The sequence below is a fragment of the Mesorhizobium sp. M2A.F.Ca.ET.043.02.1.1 genome (assembly GCF_003952405.1).
In the GTDB taxonomy this organism is placed as follows: domain Bacteria; phylum Pseudomonadota; class Alphaproteobacteria; order Rhizobiales; family Rhizobiaceae; genus Mesorhizobium.
Genome location: NZ_CP034445.1, coordinates 6,201,770 through 6,222,759, shown reverse-complemented (window position 1 = coordinate 6,222,759; position 20,990 = coordinate 6,201,770). Strand labels below are relative to the sequence as shown.

Annotated in this window: 24 protein-coding genes; 12 read left to right on the top strand and 12 right to left on the bottom strand. The window is 64.3% G+C overall.

Annotated elements, in window-relative coordinates:
• Positions 1 to 77: 77 nt before the first annotated feature.
• The 5 genes from EJ068_RS29990 to hutI are packed head-to-tail and all read right to left on the bottom strand — an operon-like array spanning position 78 to position 5,984.
• Complete coding sequence (locus tag EJ068_RS29990) at positions 78 to 665, bottom strand: HutD family protein (protein WP_127249971.1); 588 nt, start codon at positions 663 to 665, stop codon at positions 78 to 80.
• A 4-nt stretch (positions 666 to 669) separates the two neighbouring features.
• The gene (gene hutU, locus EJ068_RS29985) at positions 670 to 2,340 is read right to left on the bottom strand and encodes a urocanate hydratase (RefSeq protein ID WP_127249994.1); all 1,671 of its coding nucleotides are present in this window, start codon (positions 2,338 to 2,340) and stop codon (positions 670 to 672) included.
• Positions 2,341 to 2,368: 28 nt separating this feature from the next.
• Entirely contained in the window at positions 2,369 to 3,187 is an 819-nt protein-coding gene (gene hutG, locus EJ068_RS29980; protein ID WP_127249972.1) for an N-formylglutamate deformylase, read from the bottom strand.
• Between the two features lie 35 nt (positions 3,188 to 3,222).
• Positions 3,223 to 4,758: a histidine ammonia-lyase gene (gene hutH / locus EJ068_RS29975; RefSeq protein WP_127249973.1), complete on the bottom strand. Its 1,536-nt coding sequence runs from the start codon at positions 4,756 to 4,758 to the stop codon at positions 3,223 to 3,225.
• Complete coding sequence (gene hutI / locus EJ068_RS29970; RefSeq protein ID WP_189342281.1) at positions 4,755 to 5,984, bottom strand: imidazolonepropionase; 1,230 nt, start codon at positions 5,982 to 5,984, stop codon at positions 4,755 to 4,757. The genes hutH and hutI overlap by 4 nt, the downstream gene beginning before the upstream one ends.
• A 97-nt stretch (positions 5,985 to 6,081) precedes the next feature.
• Here hutI and EJ068_RS29965 point away from each other — a divergent pair, with 97 nt between their 5' ends.
• Positions 6,082 to 7,437: a formimidoylglutamate deiminase gene (locus EJ068_RS29965; protein WP_127249975.1), complete on the top strand. Its 1,356-nt coding sequence runs from the start codon at positions 6,082 to 6,084 to the stop codon at positions 7,435 to 7,437.
• Positions 7,438 to 7,450: 13 nt separating this feature from the next.
• The gene (gene hutC / locus EJ068_RS29960; RefSeq protein ID WP_127249976.1) at positions 7,451 to 8,197 is read left to right on the top strand and encodes a histidine utilization repressor; all 747 of its coding nucleotides are present in this window, start codon (positions 7,451 to 7,453) and stop codon (positions 8,195 to 8,197) included.
• A 168-nt stretch (positions 8,198 to 8,365) separates the two neighbouring features.
• On the opposite strand, the gene EJ068_RS29955 is transcribed toward hutC, so the two are convergent.
• Positions 8,366 to 8,710 (bottom strand): RidA family protein, encoded by a 345-nt coding sequence (locus tag EJ068_RS29955; RefSeq protein WP_127249977.1) that lies wholly within the window; start codon positions 8,708 to 8,710, stop codon positions 8,366 to 8,368.
• A 219-nt stretch (positions 8,711 to 8,929) separates the two neighbouring features.
• Here EJ068_RS29955 and aztA point away from each other — a divergent pair, with 219 nt between their 5' ends.
• The 6 genes from aztA to EJ068_RS29925 all read left to right on the top strand — a co-directional run bounded on the left by aztA (position 8,930) and on the right by EJ068_RS29925 (position 13,012).
• A complete protein-coding gene (gene aztA, locus EJ068_RS29950) occupies positions 8,930 to 9,748 on the top strand; it encodes a zinc ABC transporter ATP-binding protein AztA (RefSeq protein WP_127249978.1) in 819 nt (272 codons plus the stop codon).
• Positions 9,748 to 10,623: a zinc ABC transporter permease AztB gene (gene aztB / locus EJ068_RS29945; RefSeq protein WP_127249979.1), complete on the top strand. Its 876-nt coding sequence runs from the start codon at positions 9,748 to 9,750 to the stop codon at positions 10,621 to 10,623. Before aztA ends, aztB begins: the two co-directional genes overlap by 1 nt.
• Before the next feature lie 29 nt (positions 10,624 to 10,652).
• Entirely contained in the window at positions 10,653 to 11,594 is a 942-nt protein-coding gene (gene aztC / locus EJ068_RS29940; protein WP_127386280.1) for a zinc ABC transporter substrate-binding protein AztC, read from the top strand.
• Positions 11,595 to 11,717: 123 nt separating this feature from the next.
• Positions 11,718 to 12,140, top strand: a complete 423-nt coding sequence (locus tag EJ068_RS29935) for a YeeE/YedE thiosulfate transporter family protein (RefSeq protein ID WP_127386279.1) — start codon at positions 11,718 to 11,720, stop codon at positions 12,138 to 12,140.
• 3 nt (positions 12,141 to 12,143) lie between these two features.
• Positions 12,144 to 12,581: a DUF6691 family protein gene (locus EJ068_RS29930; protein ID WP_127249982.1), complete on the top strand. Its 438-nt coding sequence runs from the start codon at positions 12,144 to 12,146 to the stop codon at positions 12,579 to 12,581.
• A gap of 92 nt (positions 12,582 to 12,673) precedes the next feature.
• Positions 12,674 to 13,012 carry a TIGR01244 family sulfur transferase gene (locus EJ068_RS29925; protein WP_127249983.1) on the top strand — a complete coding sequence of 113 codons (339 nt, stop codon included), beginning with the start codon at positions 12,674 to 12,676 and terminating at the stop codon, positions 13,010 to 13,012.
• On the opposite strand, the gene EJ068_RS29920 is transcribed toward EJ068_RS29925, so the two are convergent.
• Positions 13,009 to 13,476: an Lrp/AsnC family transcriptional regulator gene (locus tag EJ068_RS29920; RefSeq protein WP_042646286.1), complete on the bottom strand. Its 468-nt coding sequence runs from the start codon at positions 13,474 to 13,476 to the stop codon at positions 13,009 to 13,011. The two genes, EJ068_RS29925 and EJ068_RS29920, sit on opposite strands and share 4 nt — an antisense overlap.
• A 138-nt stretch (positions 13,477 to 13,614) precedes the next feature.
• On the opposite strand from EJ068_RS29920, the gene hppD reads away from it, so the two are divergent.
• The 3 genes from hppD to EJ068_RS29905 all read left to right on the top strand — a co-directional run bounded on the left by hppD (position 13,615) and on the right by EJ068_RS29905 (position 15,399).
• Positions 13,615 to 14,730, top strand: a complete 1,116-nt coding sequence (gene hppD, locus EJ068_RS29915; RefSeq protein WP_127249984.1) for a 4-hydroxyphenylpyruvate dioxygenase — start codon at positions 13,615 to 13,617, stop codon at positions 14,728 to 14,730.
• A 70-nt stretch (positions 14,731 to 14,800) separates the two neighbouring features.
• Positions 14,801 to 15,025 carry a type II toxin-antitoxin system prevent-host-death family antitoxin gene (locus EJ068_RS29910; protein ID WP_126061250.1) on the top strand — a complete coding sequence of 75 codons (225 nt, stop codon included), beginning with the start codon at positions 14,801 to 14,803 and terminating at the stop codon, positions 15,023 to 15,025.
• On the top strand, positions 15,022 to 15,399 hold the full coding sequence (locus EJ068_RS29905; RefSeq protein ID WP_127249985.1) for a type II toxin-antitoxin system VapC family toxin: 378 nt from the start codon (positions 15,022 to 15,024) through the stop codon (positions 15,397 to 15,399). The genes EJ068_RS29910 and EJ068_RS29905 overlap by 4 nt, the downstream gene beginning before the upstream one ends.
• On the opposite strand, the gene EJ068_RS29900 is transcribed toward EJ068_RS29905, so the two are convergent.
• The 4 genes from EJ068_RS29900 to hmgA are packed head-to-tail and all read right to left on the bottom strand — an operon-like array spanning position 15,396 to position 19,162.
• Positions 15,396 to 15,938 (bottom strand): DinB family protein, encoded by a 543-nt coding sequence (locus EJ068_RS29900; RefSeq protein ID WP_127249986.1) that lies wholly within the window; start codon positions 15,936 to 15,938, stop codon positions 15,396 to 15,398. The genes EJ068_RS29905 and EJ068_RS29900 overlap by 4 nt on opposite strands.
• 2 nt (positions 15,939 to 15,940) lie before the next feature.
• Positions 15,941 to 16,954 carry a fumarylacetoacetate hydrolase family protein gene (locus EJ068_RS29895; protein ID WP_127249987.1) on the bottom strand — a complete coding sequence of 338 codons (1,014 nt, stop codon included), beginning with the start codon at positions 16,952 to 16,954 and terminating at the stop codon, positions 15,941 to 15,943.
• The gene (locus EJ068_RS29890) at positions 16,951 to 17,838 is read right to left on the bottom strand and encodes an MBL fold metallo-hydrolase (RefSeq protein WP_127249988.1); all 888 of its coding nucleotides are present in this window, start codon (positions 17,836 to 17,838) and stop codon (positions 16,951 to 16,953) included. Before EJ068_RS29890 ends, EJ068_RS29895 begins: the two co-directional genes overlap by 4 nt.
• A gap of 10 nt (positions 17,839 to 17,848) precedes the next feature.
• Positions 17,849 to 19,162 carry a homogentisate 1,2-dioxygenase gene (gene hmgA / locus EJ068_RS29885; protein WP_127249989.1) on the bottom strand — a complete coding sequence of 438 codons (1,314 nt, stop codon included), beginning with the start codon at positions 19,160 to 19,162 and terminating at the stop codon, positions 17,849 to 17,851.
• Between the two features lie 131 nt (positions 19,163 to 19,293).
• Here hmgA and EJ068_RS29880 point away from each other — a divergent pair, with 131 nt between their 5' ends.
• Positions 19,294 to 19,740 carry a MarR family transcriptional regulator gene (locus tag EJ068_RS29880; protein WP_127249990.1) on the top strand — a complete coding sequence of 149 codons (447 nt, stop codon included), beginning with the start codon at positions 19,294 to 19,296 and terminating at the stop codon, positions 19,738 to 19,740.
• A 202-nt stretch (positions 19,741 to 19,942) separates the two neighbouring features.
• Here EJ068_RS29880 and tdh read toward each other — a convergent pair whose 3' ends face one another.
• Positions 19,943 to 20,977, bottom strand: coding sequence for an L-threonine 3-dehydrogenase (gene tdh, locus EJ068_RS29875; protein ID WP_127386445.1), 1,035 nt, complete (start codon positions 20,975 to 20,977; stop codon positions 19,943 to 19,945).
• Positions 20,978 to 20,990: the final 13 nt, after the last annotated feature.

Genomic DNA, 20,990 nt, shown 5'->3' with positions numbered 1-20,990 from the left:
AATCAGGCTTTTTCGTGATACATGCAAGGGGCCGGGCGATAATTCGCCCGCGCCGCGATCATGTTTGGCAACAGCCGTTAATGGTTGGCGGCAAGGCGATCGAGCGCGATCATGAAAAGCAGCCCCTGCCCCTGAGGCTGGAGCCGCAATTCCGGGCTGTGGCGATCGAGGATCAGCGTATCGAGCGGTCCGAGGCTCGGCGCATCCTCTGTGAGAAGCCTGAAGCCTGCGTTGGCCGCCAGAACCAGCGTCTTGTCGGCGCGCGGCGAGATGCGAATCTCGCCGGAGAGCGGCATGCGCTCGACGCCATGGGCCATGCGGCCACGGCGGGTCATGACGTTGAGATCGGTGATCGGGCCACTGATCAGCGCGGCGCTGGTCGGCACATCGCCCGCAAAGGCGAGCGGCGCCGAGTCAGCGGTAAGCAGCGCCGGCGCCCGGCCGGCAATGTCGAGGACAATCCCCTCGCCTTCCAGCACCGACAGCGTGCGGTCGATGCCGGCGAAGCTGGAGAACGGCCCGCTGGTTTCGACGCGGGCCATGGAGACGCGCCAGTCGAAATCGTCGAGCCCGGCGCCGTCGGGCGAAACCGCGATCTCGGTGGTCGTGCCGCCGCCATTCTTCCACGGCATGACCCGGTAATCGGCGGCACGAAGGATACGCATCGGCTCAGCCCAATATGCCCGGCAGGTTGAGCTGGTGCTCCTTGGCGCACTCAATGGCGATGTCGTAGCCGGCATCGGCATGGCGCATGACGCCAGTCGCCGGGTCGTTCCACAAAACGCGCTCCAGGCGCTTGGCGGCTTCCGCCGTACCGTCGGCCACGATCACCATGCCGGCATGCTGCGAGAAGCCCATGCCGACGCCGCCGCCATGATGCAGCGAGACCCAGGTGGCGCCGGACGCGGTGTTGAGCAGCGCATTGAGCAGCGGCCAGTCGGAAATGGCGTCGGAGCCGTCTTTCATCGCTTCGGTCTCGCGATTCGGCGACGCGACCGAACCGGAATCGAGATGATCACGGCCGATGACGACGGGAGCCTTCAGCTCGCCCTTGGCGACCATCTCGTTGAAGGCGAGACCGAGCCGGTGACGGTCGCCGAGGCCGACCCAGCAGATGCGCGCCGGCAGGCCCTGGCACGAGATGCGCTCGCGCGCCATGTCCAGCCAGTTGTGCAGATGCGAGTTGCCGGGGGTCAGCTCGCGCACCTTGGCGTCGGTCTTGTAGATATCCTCCGGATCGCCGGACAGCGCGGCCCAACGGAACGGACCGATGCCACGGCAGAACAGCGGCCGGATATAGGCCGGCACGAAGCCCGGGAAGGCGAAGGCGTTCTCAAAACCTTCGTCCTTGGCGACCTGGCGGATGTTATTGCCGTAGTCGAGCGTCGGCACGCCGGCGTTCCAGAACGCCACCATCGCCTCGACATGCTCGCGCATCGACGCGCGAGCAGCCTTTTCGACGGCTTTCGGATCAGAGGTACGCTTCTCGCGCCATTCGGCCATGGTCCAGCCCTTCGGCAGGTAGCCGTTGATCGGGTCATGCGCCGAGGTCTGGTCGGTGAGGATGTCGGGGCGGATGCCGCGCCTGAACATTTCGGGCACGATCTCGGCGGCGTTGCCGAGCAGGCCGACCGATTTTGCTTCGCCGGCCTTGGTCCAGCGGTCGATCATGTCCATCGCTTCGTCCAGCGTCTCGGCCTTCTCGTCGAGATAGCGGGTGCGCAGGCGGAAATCGATCGAGTCCGGGTTGCATTCGATGGCAAGGCAGGAAGCGCCGGCCATGACGGCGGCCAGAGGCTGGGCGCCGCCCATGCCGCCGAGGCCGCCGGTCAGGATCCACTTGCCCTTGAGGTCGCCGTTGTAATGCTGGCGGCCGGCCTCGACGAAGGTCTCGTAGGTGCCCTGCACGATGCCCTGCGTGCCGATATAGATCCAGGAGCCGGCCGTCATCTGGCCGTACATCATCAGGCCCTTCCTATCGAGCTCGTTGAACTTCTCCCAGTTCGCCCAGTGCGGCACGATGTTGGAGTTGGCGATGAGCACGCGCGGGGCATTGGAATGGGTCTTGAAGACGCCGACCGGCTTGCCGGACTGAACCAGCAGCGTCTCGTCCTCGCCCAGCATCTTCAGCGAAGCGACAATGCGGTCGAAATCGTTCCAGGTGCGCGCCGCCCGGCCGATGCCGCCATAGACGACCAGTTCGTTGGGGTTCTCGGCGACCTCCGGGTCGAGATTGTTCATCAGCATGCGCAGCGGCGCCTCAGTCGTCCAATAGCGGGCGTTGAGCTTGTCGCCGCGGGGCGCACGCACTTCGCGAATGTTGTGGCGCGGATCGTTCATCATTGTCCCTTTCGAGTAAGGCGGCGCGTCAGCGCCCAGCCCATTCAATGGCGGTTTCGAGAATGGTTTTCAGCGTGGCGCGGATCGGCGCGGCATAGCTTGGGTCGTAAGGCACCGGCCAGTTTTCCGGCGAACCCTTTTCGGCCGGCTCGCGCATATAGCCGCGGTTGGAGAGCTCCATCTGAAGCGCGTGGACGCCGTTCTCGGGCCGGCCGAAGCTTCTGGTGATCCAGCCGCCCTTGAAACGGCCGTTCACCACCCAGCTCTCGCCGGTCGCGGCAAGGATCTCGCTGACCTTTTGCTGCAGCGACGGATCGGTGCTCCTGCCGTCATTGGTGCCAAGGTTGAAGACCGGCAGCGTGCCTTCGAACAGGCGCGGCAGCACCGAGCGGATCGAATGGCAGTCATAGAGCACGATGTTCTCGTGCATGCCGCGCAGCCGGTCGATCTCGGCCTGCAGGGCGGCATGATACGGCACGAAATAGGTCTCGCGGCGCTGATCGATCTCGGACGGGGTCGGTTCGTCACCCATATTGTAGAGCGGATCGCCGTCGAACGTGTCCGTCGGGCAGAGCGTCGTCGTCGGCTGTCCGGGATAGAGCGAAACGCCGGAAGGATCACGGTTGACGTCGATGACCGTGCGCGAGATGGCGGTGTGCACGACGGTCGCGCCAAGGTCGGCGGCAAAATCATAGAGCTTGTCGATCCACCAGTCGCAGTCGCGCCGGCCGAGCCAGGTCGAGACCAGGCGAGAGTCCAGGCCTGCAAGATCGATGCCTGTGTGCGGGATCGAGACCAGCAGAGGCGCAGTGCCTTGGGTGACGGTAAGCCAGTTGGGCGAGGTCATGAGAGATCTCCCATCGCTGGAGTTGGAAAGCGTTCTCACGACGCAATCCCGGGCAGCTTCACAGCACCGGCCGCCTTCACCGCGGCGCCGCTGCGCACCATGGCGATCGCCTTTTCCATGTCGGGATGGAAATGCCGGTCATTGTCGAGATACGGCACCTCAGCGCGGACCAGCTTGCGCACCGCTTCGAGCGCCTCGCTCGAAGCCAGCGGCGCTTGGAAATCGCAGCCTTGCGCCGCGGCCAGCAATTCGATGCCGATGACGGCGGTCGCATTCTCGATCATGCCGAGCAGCCGGCGCGCGCCGTGCGCGGCCATCGAGACATGGTCTTCCTGGTTGGCCGAGGTTGGGATCGAATCGACGCTCGCCGGATAGGCCTTCTGCTTGTTTTCCGAAACAAGCGCTGCCGCCGTCACCTGCGGAATCATGAAACCGGAATTGAGCCCCGGCTTGGGCGTGAGGAAGGCCGGCATGCCCGACAGCGCCGGATCGACCAGCATGGCGATGCGCCGCTCCGACAGCGAGCCGATCTCGCAGACGGCCAGCGCGATCATGTCGGCGGCGAAGGCCACCGGCTCGGCATGGAAATTGCCGCCGGAGAGCGCGGTGTCGTCCTCGGCGAAGATCAGCGGATTGTCAGTGACGCCATTGGCCTCGGTCTCGAGCGTGTCGGCGGCCTTGCGCAGCACATCGAGCGCGGCGCCCATCACCTGCGGCTGACAGCGCAGGCAGTACGGATCCTGCACGCGCTCGTCGTCGACGCGATGCGATTCACGGATGGCACTGCCGGCCATGAGATTGCGCAAGGCATCCGCCGTCTCGATCTGGCCGCGATGCTTCCGCAAAAGATGGATGCGCGGATCGAAGGGAGCGTCGGAGCCCTTGGCTGCGTCCGTCGACAGCGCGCCGGCAACCAGCGCCGACTGGTAAAGCACCTCGGACTCGAACAGGCCGGCCAGCGCAAAAGCGGTCGAGAACTGCGTGCCGTTGAGCAGCGCCAGGCCTTCTTTGGCGCCGAGCGTCACCGGCTCCAGCCCATGCGAGACGAAGGCGACCTTGGCCGGGAAGCGGCCATGCGGGGTAAAACATTCGCCGACGCCGATCATGACGGCGGTCATGTGCGAAAGCGGCGCGAGGTCGCCGGAAGCGCCGACCGAGCCCTGCGCCGGCACGACCGGAATGACGTCGTTGGCGAGCATCCCTTGAAGCAGGTCGATGGTCTCGGCGCGCACGCCGGAGGCACCCTGGGCGAGGCTGGCGAGCTTCAGCGCCATCATCAGCCGCACCACGGCGACCGGCATCGGCTCGCCGACGCCGGCGGCATGCGAGAGCACGATGTTGCGCTGAAGCGTTTCGAGATCGCTCTCTGGAATACGAACGCTGGCCAGCTTGCCGAAGCCGGTGTTGATGCCATAGACCGGCTCGCCCTTGGCGAGGATGCGGGCGACCGCCTCGGCGCTGGCTCGGATCTTCGGCCGGCAGGCCGCATCCAGCTTCGGCACGGCGCCGCGATAGATGGCGCGCCAGTCGGCAAGCGTCGCGCTGCCGGGCGTCAGGGTCAGTTCGGTCATTGTCCTCTCCAGATGCGGGCATGGAGCGGGTTGAAGCCCATGCGATAGACGAGTTCGGCCGGGCGCTCGATGTCCCAGATGGCGAGGTCGGCCGATTTGCCGGCTTCCAGCGTGCCGGTCTTGTCGAGGAGCCCCAGCGCACGCGCGGCCTCACGGGTGACGCCGGCGAGGCATTCGTCGACGGTCATGCCGAAGAGCGTCGCGGCCATGTTCATGGTGAGCAGCAGCGAGGTGAGCGGCGAGGTGCCGGGATTGCTATCGGTGGCGACAGCCATCTTCACGCCGTGGCCGCGGAAGAGATCGACCGGCGGCTTCTTGGTTTCGCGGATGAAGTAGTAGGCGCCGGGCAGGATCGTCGCCACGGTGCCGGCCCTGGCCATCGCGGCGGCGCCCTGTTCGTCCGTGTATTCAAGATGGTCGGCCGACAGCGCGCCATAGCGCGCGGCAAGGGCCGCGCCATGCAGGTTGGAAAGCTGGTCGGCGTGCAGCTTCACCGGCAGGCCGAGGGCCTTGGCCTTGTCGAAGACACGGGCCATCTGCTCCGGCGAGAAGGCGATGCCTTCGCAAAAACCATCGACGGCGTCGGCGAGCTTTTCGGCGGCGACCTGCGGCAGTATGGTGTCGGCGACGAGATCGATGAACGCGTCCTTGTCGCCCTTGGCTTCCGGCGGCAGCGCATGGGCCGCGAGACAAGTGGTGCGGATCGTGACCGGGCGCTCGTCTGCCAGACGGCGGGCGGCGCGCAGCGACTTTTTCTCGTTGCCGGCATCGAGGCCGTAGCCGGACTTGACCTCGACGGTGGTGACGCCTTCGGCGAGCAGCGCGTCGAGACGCGGCAGCGTCTCAGTGACCAGCTCATCCTCGCTCGCCGCGCGCAGCGACTTGACCGAGGAGACGATGCCGCCGCCGGCGCGAGCCACTTCTTCATAGGTGGCGCCGGCCAGACGCATCTCGAACTCGTTGGCGCGGTTTCCCGCATAGACGAGGTGCGTGTGGCAATCGATCAGCCCGGGCGTGATCCAGCGTCCAGCGCAATCGATGGTCTCGGCGCCCTGCCCGGCCGCGACCGGCATGTCGGCCTCGGGGCCGGCGTAGACGATAAGCCCGTCGCGCGCGGCGACCGCACCTTTCTCGACGATACCGAGACCGGCCGCGCCATCGGCCATGGTCACCAGGCGCGCATTGCGCCAGACCCGATGGCCGCTCTTCCCGCTTGCTCCACCCATCATCTTTTCCGTTTGCTTGGATGGCGATTATGTATATACATATTGAAACGCAACGCAAGCGATAATGTCGCCTGGGCATTCAGATTCGGAGAGGAACGTGACGGCAATCTTTGCGGAACAGGCGCTGCTGCCCGGCGGTTGGCAGGGCAATGTCAGGATCGCTTTCGAGGGCGGCCGCATCTCCACGGTCGAGATCGGCGATGTCGCGCGAGCGGGCGACGAGCGCCATGCCATCGTCCTGCCTGGCATGCCCAACCTGCACAGCCACGCCTTCCAGCGCGGCATGGCGGGGCTGGCTGAGCTGCGCGGCCCTTCGGCCGACAGTTTCTGGAGCTGGCGCGAGGTCATGTATCGCTTCGCGCTGTCGATGACGCCGGACCAGGTCGAGGCGGTGGCGGCGCAGCTCTATGTCGAAATGCTGGAGGCCGGCTTTTCGCGCGTCGGCGAGTTCCACTACCTGCATCACGACCGCGACGGACAGCCCTACGCCAACGTCGCCGAGATGGCGGAGCGGATCGCGGCGGCAGCCGGAAAGAGCGGCATCGGTCTGACACTCCTACCGGTCTTCTATGCTCATTCCGCCTTCGGCGGCGCCGCTCCCAATGAAGGCCAGCGGCGATTCATCAATGATGTCGAACGTTTCGGACGTCTGCTTGAGAAAGCCCGCGAGGCTGTTCGTCCGCTTGAGCAGGCCGTTGTCGGCGTCGCGCCGCACAGTTTGCGGGCCGCAACTCCGGACGAGCTCAATTCAGTCGCGGCCATGTCACCGAACAATCCGATCCACATCCATGTCGCCGAGCAGGTGAAGGAGGTCGAGGACTGCGTCGCCTGGTCGGGCAAGCGTCCGGTCGAGTTCCTGCTCGCCAACGCTAAAGTGGACGAGCGCTGGTGTCTGATCCACGCCACGCATATGACCGAGGCCGAAACGATCGCCATGGCCCGGACCGGCGCGATCGCCGGGCTTTGCCCGATCACCGAGGCCAATCTCGGCGACGGCACTTTCGCGGCGCCGCTTTTCGTCGAGCATGGCGGCCGTTTCGGTGTCGGCTCCGATTCCAACGTGCTGATCGGGCTGCCGGACGAGCTGAGGCAGCTCGAATATTCGCAGCGCCTCGCCCATCGCGCCCGCAATGTGCTGGCGCGTCCCGGCGGTTCCAACGGGCGCGCCCTGTTCGATGCGGCGCTCGACGGCGGCAGCCAGGCGCTGGGCGCCGGCCCGTCGCAGATTGCCGCCGGCGGCGCTGCCGATCTCGTCTCGCTCGATGCCGGCCACCCTTGGCTGGCCGGCAAAACGGGCGATGCGATCCTCGACGCCTGGATCTTCGCCAATGGCAGCAAGGTCGATTGCGTCTGGGTGCATGGCAGAAAGCAGGTCAGCGGCGGCAGGCATGTCAAGCGCGACGCCGTTGCCAAGCGGTTCCGCGAAGTCATGACCGCATTGTCGCAAGGCTGAACAGGACCGTCCGATGAGCCTGGTCGAGACAGACGATGTCGATGGCGGCGAGATCCTATCGCTGCATCAGCGCATCCTCTCCGACATCCGTGAAAAGATCCTCTCGGGCGCGTGGGCGCCCGGGCATCGCATCCCCTTCGAGCACGAGCTGACGGCTCAATATAATTGCTCGCGCATGACGGTGAACAAGGCCCTGTCGCAGCTTGCCAAGGCCGGGCTGATCGAGCGCCGGCGCCGGTCCGGGAGTTTCGTGCGCCAGCCGCAGTCGCAAGCGGCGGTGCTGGAACTGCACGACATCAGGATCGAGGTCGAGGCGCTCGGCCTGCCCTATCGCTACGAGCGACTGGAACGCGTCAAGCGGCGCAGCAGCGCCGATGACCGCGCGTTGCTCGGGCTTGCCGCGCCAGGGCCGGTGCTGGCGCTGGAAGGCCTGCATTTTGCCGGCGAACGGCCGTTCGCGCTGGAGCAGCGGCTGATCAACCTTTCAGCCGTGGCCGAGGCCGGCGAGGAGGAATTCCTCGACATCGCGCCGGGCCCCTGGCTGATCGGCCGCGTGCCGTGGAGCGAGGCCGAACATCGCATCCGCGCCATGGCCGCCGACGAGAATATCGCCGATGCGCTCGACATCGACGCGAGCGCGCCCTGCCTGGTGGTCGAGCGCCGCACCTGGAGCGCTGAGCACCCGGTGACCCATGTACGCTTCATCTATCCGGCTGAGAGCCACACGCTGGTGGCGAGGTTTACCCCGTCGCAGGGATAGCGCCTGCGCTCCCTTCTCCCCTTGCGGGAGAAGGTGGATCGGCGCGCAGCGCCGAGACGGATGAGGGGGTGTTCCAGCGGAGCGAGACATTGGCTTTCCCTGGAGCACCCCTCATCCGGCCGCTTCGCGGCCACCTTCTCCCACAACAAGGGGAGAAGGAAGGCCGCACTACAGCGCCGCCGTCACAATGATCTCGACCAGATACTCCGGCGTGGCGAGCTTGGCTTCACCCGTCGCACGCGCCGGGGTGTGGCCCTGCGGCACCCACTTGTCCCATTCCGAATTCATCTCGGCGAAGGTGCCCATGTCGGCCAGCCAGACGATCGCCTGGACGATCTTGGTCTTGTCGGTGCCTGCCTTGGCCAGCAATTCGTCGATGGTCTTCAGGATGTCGCGCGTCTGCGAAGCGACGTTGCCGCCGGGCTGGCCAACCTGACCGGCCAGGTAGACGGTATTGCCGTGAATGACGATCTGGCTCATGCGCGGGCCGACATCGATGCGACGAATGCTCATTGAAGGTTCCTTCGTTTCTTGGACTCGGGCTTGTTTAGAGTCCGGACCGCCTTGGGGCAAGGCCGGTGGCCGCGAAACCAATTGAGCCAATTCTCGGTCTCCCCATCCGCGTACACGGCGAGTTGACCAGCCGTGTCACAATTCCGCCGGATCGCGATGTTGACTAATGTAATAACATCACATATCGACGAGCTACCCGATTTCGCGGACCGACGCCTGATGACCAATGCCTGCCTGACCTTCCGCGACCTGACGCTCGGCTATGGCAGCCATCCGGCGATCCATCATCTGAACGGCGTCGTCCGCAAAGGCTCGTTGACCGCGGTGGTCGGCGCCAATGGCTCGGGCAAGTCGACGCTGATGAAGGGCATCGTGGGCGTGCTGAAGCCGATGGAAGGCGCCGTGGTCCGCATGCCGGGCGTCCGCACCGCCTACCTGCCGCAGCAGTCGGAGCTCGACCGCTCCTTTCCGGCGCGCGTCGTCGATCTGATCTCGCTCGGCCTGTGGCCTAAGCGCGGGATGCTTGGCCGCTATACGAAAGAGGATCGCGAGTCGGTCAGCAAGGCATTGATGGCGGTCGGGCTCGGCGGCTTCGAGAGGCGGCCGATCGACACGCTGTCCGGCGGCCAGCTGCAGCGCACGCTGTTTGCCCGCGTGCTTTTGCAGGACGCCGACCTCATCCTGCTCGACGAGCCTTTTAATGCGGTCGACGCCAAGACCGTCGGCGATCTCATCCAATTGATAAAGCGCTGGCATGGCGAGGAGCGCACGATCATGGTCGTGGTGCATGACCTCGATCTGGTGCAGCAGAATTTCCCGGAAACGCTGCTGCTGGCTCGCCAGCCAGTGGCCTGGGGGGACACAAAGGAAACGCTGCGGCCGGAAAACCTGCTCAAGGCACGGCGCTTCCACGAGGCCTGGGAAGAGAATGCGCCCTGGTGCGAGCCGAGCGAGCATGATCACGCCCATGACCATGGGCACGACCATCAGGATCATGCGCATGATCACCGGCACGGCTCCGGACCGGGGGCGGCGTGATGGAATTTTTCTACGGCTTGTTCATCGCGCCCTTCGCCGATTTCGCCTTCATGCAGCGGGCGCTGTTCGGCTCGCTGATGCTGTCGCTCGGCGCCTGCCCGGTCGGCGTTTTCCTGATGCTCAGGCGCATGAGCCTGTCGGGCGACGCCATGGCGCATGCCATCCTGCCGGGTGCGGCCGCCGGCTTCCTGCTCTACGGGCTCGAGATCCTGCCGATGACGGTCGGAGGGCTGATCGCCGGCATCATCGTGGCGCTTGGCGCGGGAGCCGTGTCGCGCTTTACCATCCAGCGCGAGGACGCCTCGATGGCGGCCTTCTATCTGATCTCGCTTGCGGTCGGCGTGCTGATGGTGTCGATCCGCGGCTCCAGCGTCGACCTCATGCATGTGCTGTTCGGCACGGTGCTGGCGCTCAACAATGAGGCGCTGATCCTGATCGGCGGCATCGTGGCAGTGACGCTCGCCTGCCTCGCCATCTTCTGGCGCGCGCTGGTCGCCGAATGCCTCGATCCGCTGTTCCTGCGCTCGGTGAGCCGCATGGGCAGCCCAGTGCATTTCATCTTCCTAGGCCTTGTCGTGCTCAACCTCGTCGGCGGCTTCCAGGCCCTGGGCACGCTGCTCTCGGTCGGGCTGATGATGCTGCCGGCCGCTGCCGCCCGCTTCTGGACGGTGCGCGTGGAACCGATGTGCGCGCTCGCCGTGCTGATCGGCTTTGCCTCCTGCATCGCCGGGTTGCTTCTATCCTACCACGCTTCGCTGCCTTCCGGCCCGGCGATCATCCTTTCGGCTGGCGTCGTCTATTTCTGCTCGATCCTGTTCGGCACGCGTGGCGTATTGCGCGCCCGCATCGTGCATCACCGCCACCGCACCGCCTGACCAATCCCCAAGCAAGGAGACTGTCCCCAATGCTGAAATCCTTCCGTGCCGCGCTGACGTTGAGTGTTATAACATTAAGCGCCGTCGCGACCTCTTCCGCCTTCGCGGCGCCGCTCAAGGTCGTGGCGAGCTTCACCGTGATTGCCGATTTCGCCAAGAATGTCGGCGGCGACCGGGTCAACATCACCACCATCGTCGGGCCGGACGGCGACGCGCATGTCTATGAGCCGACCCCGGCCGACGCCGTGGCGATGGCAGGCGCCGACGTCGTGCTGGTCAACGGCCTGCATTTCGAAGGTTTCCTGCAGCGCCTTGTCGATGCGAGCGCCACCAAGGCCGCGATCGTGACGCTGACCAAGGGGGTCACGCCGATCGACTTCAAGCCGGAATTCGCCGACGCGGATGCCGCCGAAGGCGCCGGCACAGGCGGCGGCAAGACCGTCACCGATCCGCATGCGTTCCAGTCGATCGCCAATGCCAAGATCTATGTGAAGAACATCGCCGAGGCGTTCTGCGCGGCCGACAGCGAAGGCTGCGACAGCTACAAAGCCAACGCCGCCGCCTACACCACCAAACTCGATGCGCTGGAAGGCGAAGTGAAGGCGGCGATCCAGTCGATCCCGGAGGCGAAGCGCGTGGTCATCACCTCGCATGACGCCTTCGGCTATTTCGAGCATGAATACGGCCTGACCTTCCTGGCGCCGCAGGGCATCTCGACCGATTCCGAGCCTTCCGCGGCCGACGTCGCCAAGCTCGTCGAACAGGTGAAGCAGGACAAGGCTGCGGCGATCTTCGTGGAAAACATCACCAATCCGCGGCTGATCGAGCAGATTGCCGGCGAGACCGGCATCAAGGTCGGCGGCACGCTCTATTCGGACGCGCTGTCGGGGTCGGATGGCCCGGCCTCGACCTATATCGACATGATGCACAACAACATCACGCAGATCAAAGGCGCGATCCTCGGCAGTTGAGCCGGGCTAGTCGGCGAAACGGCAAACGCCGCCTTTCCAGCCGGACATTTCCGGCTGGATTCCCATGCGAAAATGTCTATCTGCTGAATGAGCATCTCCTGATCGAAGCGGATTGGCCTTTCCATGACCGACTTCACGCCTTTCCAGTCTCTGCTTGGCGGAGCCCTGATCGGGCTGTCTGCCGTGCTGCTGATGGCATTGCATGGCCGCATTGCGGGAATGACCGGGATACTGACCGGCGTTATCCCGCCAGTGTCCGCCGACTGGAAGTGGCGCGCTGCCTTTCTCGCCGGCGCGATCGGCGCGCCGTTGCTGATCCAGCTCGCCGGCAAGGACATCGAGTTCAATGTGCCGGTACCGACGCTGGCCCTTGTCGTCGGCGGCTTTCTCGTCGGTGTCGGCGTGCATTTCGGTGGCGGTTGTCCGAGCGGGCACGGCATTTGCGGCATCGCGCGACTGTCACCGCGCTCGTTCGTCGCCGTTGCGACCTTCATGGCCACCGCCATCGTCACCGTTTTTGTCACCCGTCATGTGATTGGAGGCTGAACCATGAGCAAGCTCGCCTCGGCCTTCCTGATCGGCGGACTTTTCGGTTTGGGCATCGCTGTGTCCGGCATGATCAATCCGGCGAAGGTGCTGAATTTCTTCGACATCGCCGGAACCTGGGACCCTAGCCTGATCTTCGTGATGGGCGGCGGCCTGGCCATTGCCTTTGCCGGTTACCGCTTCATTTTCGCCCGACGCAAGAGGCCGGTATTCGAAACGGCTTTCGCCTTGCCGGGCAGGAAGGACATCGACAGCCAACTCGTCGGGGGCGCCGCGTTGTTCGGCATCGGCTGGGGCATTGCGGGCTTTTGCCCAGGCGGCGCCATTCCGGCGCTCGGCCTTGGCCGCGCGGAGACGCTGATCTTCGTCCTCGCGATGGTGGCGGGCATCGCGGTGGGGCGCTTGGCCAGGACCCGGCTTGCCCGCCTGGCGACCACATAGGAAATCTCCACCGCAGTTAGTTGCCCGCCGGTCCGGGGAGTGGCAGAACTGCACCCAAGCCAACAGGCGCCTAGGATTGCGAGGACGATATCATGGAATACCGCCAGATCAGCGACGACTATTCGGTCTCCGGCCAGATCCAGCCGCAGGACATCGCCGCCATCAAGGACGCCGGCTTCAAGAGCGTGATCTGCAACCGGCCGGATGACGAGCAGCCTGGCCAGCCTACTGCCGACAGCGTCAAGGCCGCGGCCGAGGCGGCGGGGCTGGCGTTCCGCTACATTCCGGTCATCAGCGGCCAGATCACCATGGACAATGTCGAGGACCAGGCCGCCGCGCTCGACGAGCTCGAAGGGCCGGTCTTCGCCTATTGCCGCTCGGGCGCGCGCTGCACCAATCTTTACGGCCTGATCCAGCAGCAGCGGGGTTAAATCGGCAGCGCGCCGGTTTCCTTGAGCGTCTCCAGCACGATAGCCGTCTTCACGTGCTGCACGGATTCATGCGGCAGCAGAACGCCGTTGACGAACTCCGACAGTGATTTGAGATCGGGCGTCACCACCTTCAGGATGTAATCCATCTCGCCGGTCAGCGCGTGCGCCTCCTGCACTTCGGGCAGTCGCGCCACCAGTTCGCCGAAGCGGCGGGCATTGTCGCGGTTGTGGGTGGCCAAGGTCACCGAGATCACGTTGACCAGCGAAAAGCCGAGACGATCGCGGTCGAGCACGGCGCGGTAGCCCTTGATGTAGCCATCGTCCTCCAGCCGCTGGCGGCGGCGCGAGCATTGCGAGGGCGACAGGTTCACGCGCTCCGAAAGATCGTTGTTGGTGTATCGCGCGTCGTCCTGCAGAAGCGCCATTATCTTGCGGTCAAACTGATCAAGGCGCGCATCATCCATACGTATTCCTCCAATCATGCACAATTTGGGCACATGATGCGCATTATGGGCGACTGAATGCAAGCACCGTGCGGCGACTCCGCGCTATCCTGATGAAAGATGGCCAAGCCCGGCCAAAACAGCTTTCGGAGGACTGCCATGGGCCCCTTCCCGCACGACGCACCGCCCGCGAAAATCAGCAAGCAAAATCCCGCCGGCACCGACGGTTTCGAATTCGTCGAATTCGCGCATCCCGAGCCCGCCAATCTTGCCGAGCTGTTCACCCGCATGGGCTATACCGCGGTGGCCAAGCACCGGACCAAGGACATCACCGTCTGGCGTCAGGGCGACATCAACTATGTCGTCAATGCCGAGCCGGGCTCGCATGCGACGAAGTTCGTCGAAAAGCATGGCCCTTGCGCCGCCTCGATGGCCTGGCGCGTGGTCGATGCCAAACACGCCTTCGAGCACGCCGTGGCGAAGGGCGCCACGCCTTACGAAGGCACCGACAAGGCGCTCGACGTGCCGGCCATTGTCGGCATCGGCGGCTCGCTGCTCTACTTCATCGAAGCCTATGGCGAGAAGGGCTCGGCCTATGACGCGGAGTTCGAGTGGCTGGGCGAGCGCGACCCGAAGCCGGAAGGCGTCGGCTTCTATTATCTCGACCACCTCACCCACAACGTCTATCGCGGCAACATGGACAAATGGTGGGATTTCTATCGCGACCTGTTCGGCTTCAAGCAGATCCATTTCTTCGACATCGACGGCAAGATCACCGGCCTGGTCAGCCGCGCCATCACCTCGCCCTGCGGCAAGATCCGCATTCCGCTGAACGAATCCAAGGACGAGACCAGCCAGATCGCCGAATATCTGAAGAAGTACAATGGCGAAGGCATCCAGCATATCGCCGTCGGCACCGACGCCATCTACGAGGCAACCGACAAGCTTGCCGCCAATGGGCTGAAGTTCATGCCAGGCCCGCCCGACACCTATTACGAGATGTCGCATGAGCGCGTGCACGGCCATGACGAGCCGATCGAGCGCATGAAGAAGCACGGCATCCTGATCGACGGCGAAGGCGTGGTCGACGGCGGCATGACCAAGATCCTGCTGCAGATCTTCTCCAAGACCGTGATCGGCCCGATCTTCTTCGAGTTCATCCAGAGGAAGGGCGACGAAGGCTTTGGCGAAGGCAATTTCCGCGCCCTGTTCGAATCGATCGAGCAGGACCAGATCAAGCGCGGCGTGATCAAGCTGGACGGCAAGGCGGCGTAGGCGATCCGATTCGGATGTCTTGCGATGCGATCAAATATGACCTAAATTATGGTCATAAAGGGTCGCATCCATGAATGTCTCCATCGCCGAAGCCAAGGCCAAATTGTCGGAACTCGTAAGCCGCGCGGAAGCCGGCGAAGAGATCGTGCTTACGCGCCATGGCAGGGTTGCCGCGCGTATTGTACCTCCGGAGGTGGTCGAACCGCTTCCGCGTATCGGCGCCCTGAAGGGCAAGATCTGGATTGCGGACGACTTTGACGAACTCGGTCCCGAATGGGACGAGTACGTCAAATGACGACAGGTCCGTTTCTCGCCGACACGCATATTATCCTCTGGTCGATTTCGGACGATCGACGTCTCAGCGAACAGCACCGTGCCATCCTGAACTCCGAAGCGGTGGTGTTCGCGAGCGCGGCAAGCGTTTGGGAAATCGCCATCAAACGATCAATTGGAAAACTTCAGGCGGCAGATGACCTGCCAGCATTGCTTCCGAGGATGCGGTTTCAGCCCCTCGCCGTTACCTTGCCGCATGCGCACGCAGTCGGCGATCTACCTTCTCACCATGGCGATCCGTTCGATAGGTTGCTGATTGCACAGGCGCAGATAGAGAACCTGACGATCCTGACATCCGACTCGCATTTCGCTCGGTACAACGTTGCGCTAGCTTAACTTTCCAGCCCCAACCGCTCGACTTCGTCCCTCCTCAGCTTGATGTCGTAGTCGAGCAGAAACTCATCCAATTGCGGCGGCGCTAACGACGTGCCGGAGAGCATCGCGTGCACCTGGCCGCGGTGGTGGATGTCGTGCAGGAAGACATGCGCAAGAACGTCGCCGATGCGTTCGGGGATCTTGCCATCCTCGCGTCGGTCGGTGATGACGCGGCGGTCGAGATCGACTTCCGACAGGCCGTCGCAGAAAGCGATCAGCCTGTGGTCGAAGACGGCCTGCGCCTCGGCCAGGCCCGCCGCGCCGTCGAACGGAACGAAGTTGTCGTAGGCCGCCGCGCCGAGACCACCATCGGTCAGGAAGTCGAAATAGAGAAGGTCGACCGCAAGGATGTGGTTGAGGGTCTCCTTGATCGACGGAAAGAAGCTGACGCGTTCGGCCTCGAACTCGCCGGGCTGGAGCGCGAGCACGGCGCGGTAGAGCCGGTCATTCGACCACAGATTGTTGCGAGCCATGCGGCGCAGATGCTCGAGCAGGGTCACCTTCACCCCTCGTATTTCTCGACCTTCTGCTCGATGGCGCCGAAGATCGAGTGGCCGGCCTTGTCCTTCATCTCGATGCGCACCGTGTCGCCGAAACGCAGGAACGGCGTCTTTGGCTCGCCGCTCTCGATGGTCTCGATCATGCGCAGTTCGGCGATGCAGGAATAGCCGGCGCCGCCGGCCGAGACCGGTTTGCCCGGCCCGCCATTCAGCTTGTTGGAAACGGTGCCGGAGCCGATGATGGTGCCGGCGGCAAGCGGCCGGGTTTTCGCGGCATGCGCGATCAATGCCGGAAAGTCGAAGGTCATGTCGACGCCGGCATTGGCGCGGCCGAAGGGCTTGCCGTTGAGATCCGCGAGCAGCGGCAGGCTGACCTTGCCGCCATCCCAGGCATCGCCCAGTTCGTCGGGTGTGACAGCGACCGGTGAGAAGGCCGATGACGGTTTCGACTGGAAGAAGCCGAAGCCTTTGGCCAGTTCCGGCCCGGTGATGGCGCGCAGCGTCACGTCGTTGACCAGCATGACGAGGCGGATCGCCTCCCTCGCCTCTTCCAGGCTCGCGCCCATCGGCACGTCGTCGACGACGACCGCAACCTCGGCCTCCATGTCGATGCCGAAGGCTTCGTCGGCCATGCGGATCGGATCGCGCGGGGGAACAAAACTATCCGAGCCGCCCTGGTAGATCAGCGGATCGGTCCAGAAGCTTGCCGGCATCTCGGCGCCGCGCGCCTTCCGCACCAGCTCGACATGATTCACATAGGCCGAGCCGTCCGCCCATTGATACGCCCGCGGCAACGGCGAATGCGCGTTGTGTTCGTGGAAACGCTCCGACGGGACGGCGTTGGTCTCGAGCGATTCCGCCAACGTCGCGAGATGCGGGGCAATGCGGCGCCAGTCGTCGATCGCGGCCTGCAGCGTCGGCACCAGGAAGGAGGCATCGGTGAACCGCGTCAGATCGCGCGAGACCACGACAAGCTTCCCGTCGCGCGTCCCGTTCTTCAGTGTGGCAAGCTTCATGCGGTTTCCTCTCCTCGCGCGGCTTTGGCGCCGCTTAGTTGTACAACAAGGCCGTCGCGGGCGATCGTCAAGTCACCCGGCCAAGTTTTCCTGACAGCGGCGACCCAATCGGCTTCGCCGATGGCTGGATCGTCGGCCGGAATGAGATGGTTGAGCACCAGCCGCCGCACACCGGCATCGCTGGCGATGCGGCCGGCATCCTCGGCGAGGCTGTGGCTGGCGAAGAGGTGCTCGCGCAGCCGCGCGCCGTTGCCGGTCCGGGCGACCAGCCTTTCCACACCTTCTTCCAGCAAGGCCTCATGGACGAGAATGTCGGCCTCTTTGGCAAAGCCGGCCAGCGGCGGAAAGAAGGCCGTGTCGGCGGAAAAAACTACGCTTCTACCGCCATGCTCGAAACGCAGCGCAAAACAGTCGGTCACCGGCGGATGCTCGACGCGCAGCGCCGTCACTGTCAGTCCTTTCTCCTCCAGGATGGCGCCCTCGCCAAATTCCTTGACGGAGACCAGCTTGCGAATATCCGGCCGGCCCTCGTCGACGATGCGGGTCTCGATGTCGAACTCCATCGCCCGGCAGAAATGCCGCCAGTAGTCCTGTGTGCCAGGCGGGCCGAAAACAGTCACCGGCGTCGCTAGGCCTGCGGTCCAGGCGGTATGGATCAGCGGCCCGAGTTCCAAAATATGGTCCGAATGGAGGTGCGTGATGAAGATCAGGTCAAGCGCCTTAAGGCTGATGCCGGCATCGACCAGACCGCGCGTGACGCCGAGCCCGCAATCGACGACGATGTCACGCTCGCCGATCTGAAGGAGCGATGAGCTCGGCCATGGCCCGCCTGGACGCAACGCCGGGCCACCCTTGGAACCCAGAAGCACCAGCCTGTCGCTCATCGGGCGAGCCTCAAGACCAATCGCCCTCCGGGGTGCCGTTGAAACGCTTCTTCAGGTCGGCCCAGCAGTCGATGTAGTTCTCCTGCAAGGTTCCGAGTTCCGCGGCATAGCGAGTCAGCATCTGGGGAAATCGGGTCTCGAACATGAAGGCCATGGTGTTGTCGAGCTTGACCGGCTTCAACTCGGCGCGGGTGGCTTTCTCGAAGCCGGAAGCATCCGGCCCATGCGCCAGCATCTGATTGTGCAGGCTGATGCCGCCCGGCACAAAGCCCTCCTCCTTGGCGTCGTACTGTCCGTGGATCAGGCCCATGAACTCGCTCATGATGTTGCGGTGGTACCATGGTGGACGGAAGGTGTTTTCCGCCACCAGCCAGCGCGGCGGAAAGATGACGAAGTCGACATTGGCCGTGCCCTCCTCGCCGCTCGGCGCCGTCAGCACGGTGAAAATAGACGGATCGGGATGGTCGAACAGGATGGCTCCGACCGGCGAAAAGGTAGCCAGGTCATATTTGTAGGGCGCGTAGTTGCCGTGCCACGCGACGACGTCGAGCGGCGAATGGCCGAGTTCGGTGACGTGGAATGAGCCGCACCATTTGACGATCAGCCGGCACGGCGTCTCCTTCTCCTCGAACCAAGCGCAGGGCGTCTTGAAGTCGCGCGGATTGGCCAGGCAATTGGCGCCGATCGGGCCGCGGTCCGGCATGGTGAACTTGGCGCCGTAGTTCTCACAGACATAGCCGCGCGCCTCCTTGTCGGCGAGCTCGACCTTGAAGACCAGGCCGCGCGGCAGCACGGCGATCTCGCCGGGCCGGAGCTCGATGACGCCCATCTCGGTGAGGAAGCGCAGCGCGCCGACCTGCGGCACGACCAGCAACTCGCCGTCGGCATTGAAGAAATGGTCGTCGACCATCGAGCGGTTGGCGACATAGACATGCGCGGCCATGCCGGATTGCCCGACAGCATCGCCGGCCGTGGTGAAGGTGCGCATGCCGGAGATGAAGTTCGTCGGCTCGGAGGGCATGGGCGTCGGATTCCACCGGTATTGGCCGAGCGCCAACTCATGATCGCCGATGTTGGGGCCTGTCTTCCACAGCGGGTAGCGCGCGCCCTTGAAGCGGCCGGTGTGCTTCACGCTCGGGCGGATGCGGTAGAGCCACGAACGCTCATTGGTGCCGCGCGGCGCGGTAAAGGGCGAGCCGGACAGTTGCTCGGCATATAGGCCGTAGGCCGGCCTCTGCGGCGAGTTGCGCCCCTGCGGCAGCGAGCCGGGCAGCGTCTCGGTCTCGAAGTCATTGCCGAAGCCCGGCATGTAGGAAAAGCCCATCCGATCCTCCCTGATCCCGGTTCCCAAACCTCGCGAAGCGTAGCTTGCCGGCGATGTTGACCAAACTGGTTTCATTTGTAACCATCGAAAATGTAACTATCAACGTCGCGCTGCATCCTGGGGAGCGCTTCATGGAGCCTGAAATCCTCGAACTGGAAAGCTTTCTCCCGTACCGTCTCTATCGGCTTGCGGACACCGTCAGCCGCGAGTTCTCCCGCATCTACAAGGAGCGCCATGGCCTGACGCGGCCGGAATGGCGCACGCTCTCAGGCCTCGGCCAGCGCGGCATGATGACGGCGACGGAGCTCGGAGAGCAGTCGGCCATGCACAAGACCAAGGTATCGCGCGCCGTGGTCGAGCTGGAACGCCGGCGCTGGCTGACGCGCACGCCGGACGAGAAGGATCGGCGGGTCGAGCATCTTGCGCTGACCAAGGCGGGGCTTGCGGCCTATCGGGAAATGGTGCCGCTGGCGAAGGCGTTTGAGAGGGAGTTGCTGGCGAGGTTCAGCGCGGAGGAACGGGCGGCGATCGTGACGGGGATCGCGGCGCTGGAGGGGGCCTTGGAGGAAAAGGGCTGATAGATTGGCGCGAGGCCCCCCTCTCTGTCCTGCCGGACATCTCCCCCTCTTGGGGGGAGATTAGATGTCACGTCGGCTTCGCCAATCGCCAACGTTGCAGGATGAGTGGGACGCCGAAACCGCCAATCTCCCACCTTGAGGGGGAGATGTCCGGCAGGACAGAGAGGGGGGCGAAGGAACTCGACGTTTCCTTAGAAGCCCCTCACCAATCCATCACCACCTTGCCCGAGCTGCCGCTCCGCATCGCATCGAACCCTACCTGAAAATCGTCGATCCCAATGCGGTGCGTGATCAGCCCCGAAACATCCAGCGGCCCCTGCACGAGCGCGATCATCTTGTACCAGGTCTCGAACATCTCGCGGCCGTAGATACCTTTGAGATGCAGCATCTTGAAGATGACCTTGTTCCAGTCGATCTCGAAGCCGGTGGGCGCGATGCCCAAGATGGCGATCTTGCCGCCATTGTTCATCGTGTCGATCATTTCGCGGAAGGCAGGCGCGGCACCCGACATCTCCAGGCCGACATCGAACCCTTCGCTCATGCCGATCGAAGGCATGACATCGCGCAGCTTTTCCTTCGAGGCGTCGACCACATGCTGGACGCCAAGCTTGCGCGCCAGATCCAGCCGGACCGGGTTGATGTCGGTGATGACGACTTTTCGCGCGCCGACGCATTGCGCGACCAGCGCGCCCATGATGCCGATCGGGCCGGCGCCGGTGACCAGCACGTCCTCGCCGACCAGATCGAAGGACAGTGCAGTGTGAACCGCATTGCCCAGCGGATCGAAGATCGCCGCGATCTCGTCCGGAACATCGTCCGGGATCGGCACGACATTGTGCTGCGGGATGACCATATATTCGCCAAAAGCGCCGGGGCGGTGGACGCCAACGCCGAGCGTGTTGCGGCATAGATGCCCTCGCCCGGCGCGGCAGTTGCGGCAATGGCCGCAGACGATATGGCCTTCGCCCGAGACGCGCTGGCCGACCTTGTATTCGGTGACCGCGGCGCCGAAATCGGCGACAGTGCCGACGAATTCATGGCCCGTCACCATCGGCACCGGCACAGTCTTCTGCGCCCACTGGTCCCAATTGTAGATGTGGACGTCGGTGCCGCAGATCGCGGTTTTCTTGACCTTGATCAGCACGTCGTTAGGGCCGATCTCCGGCACCGGCACCTCTTCCATCCAGATGCCCGGCTCAGCCTTGGCCTTCACCAGCGCTTTCATCATGTTCGACATTCTGTTGTCCTTC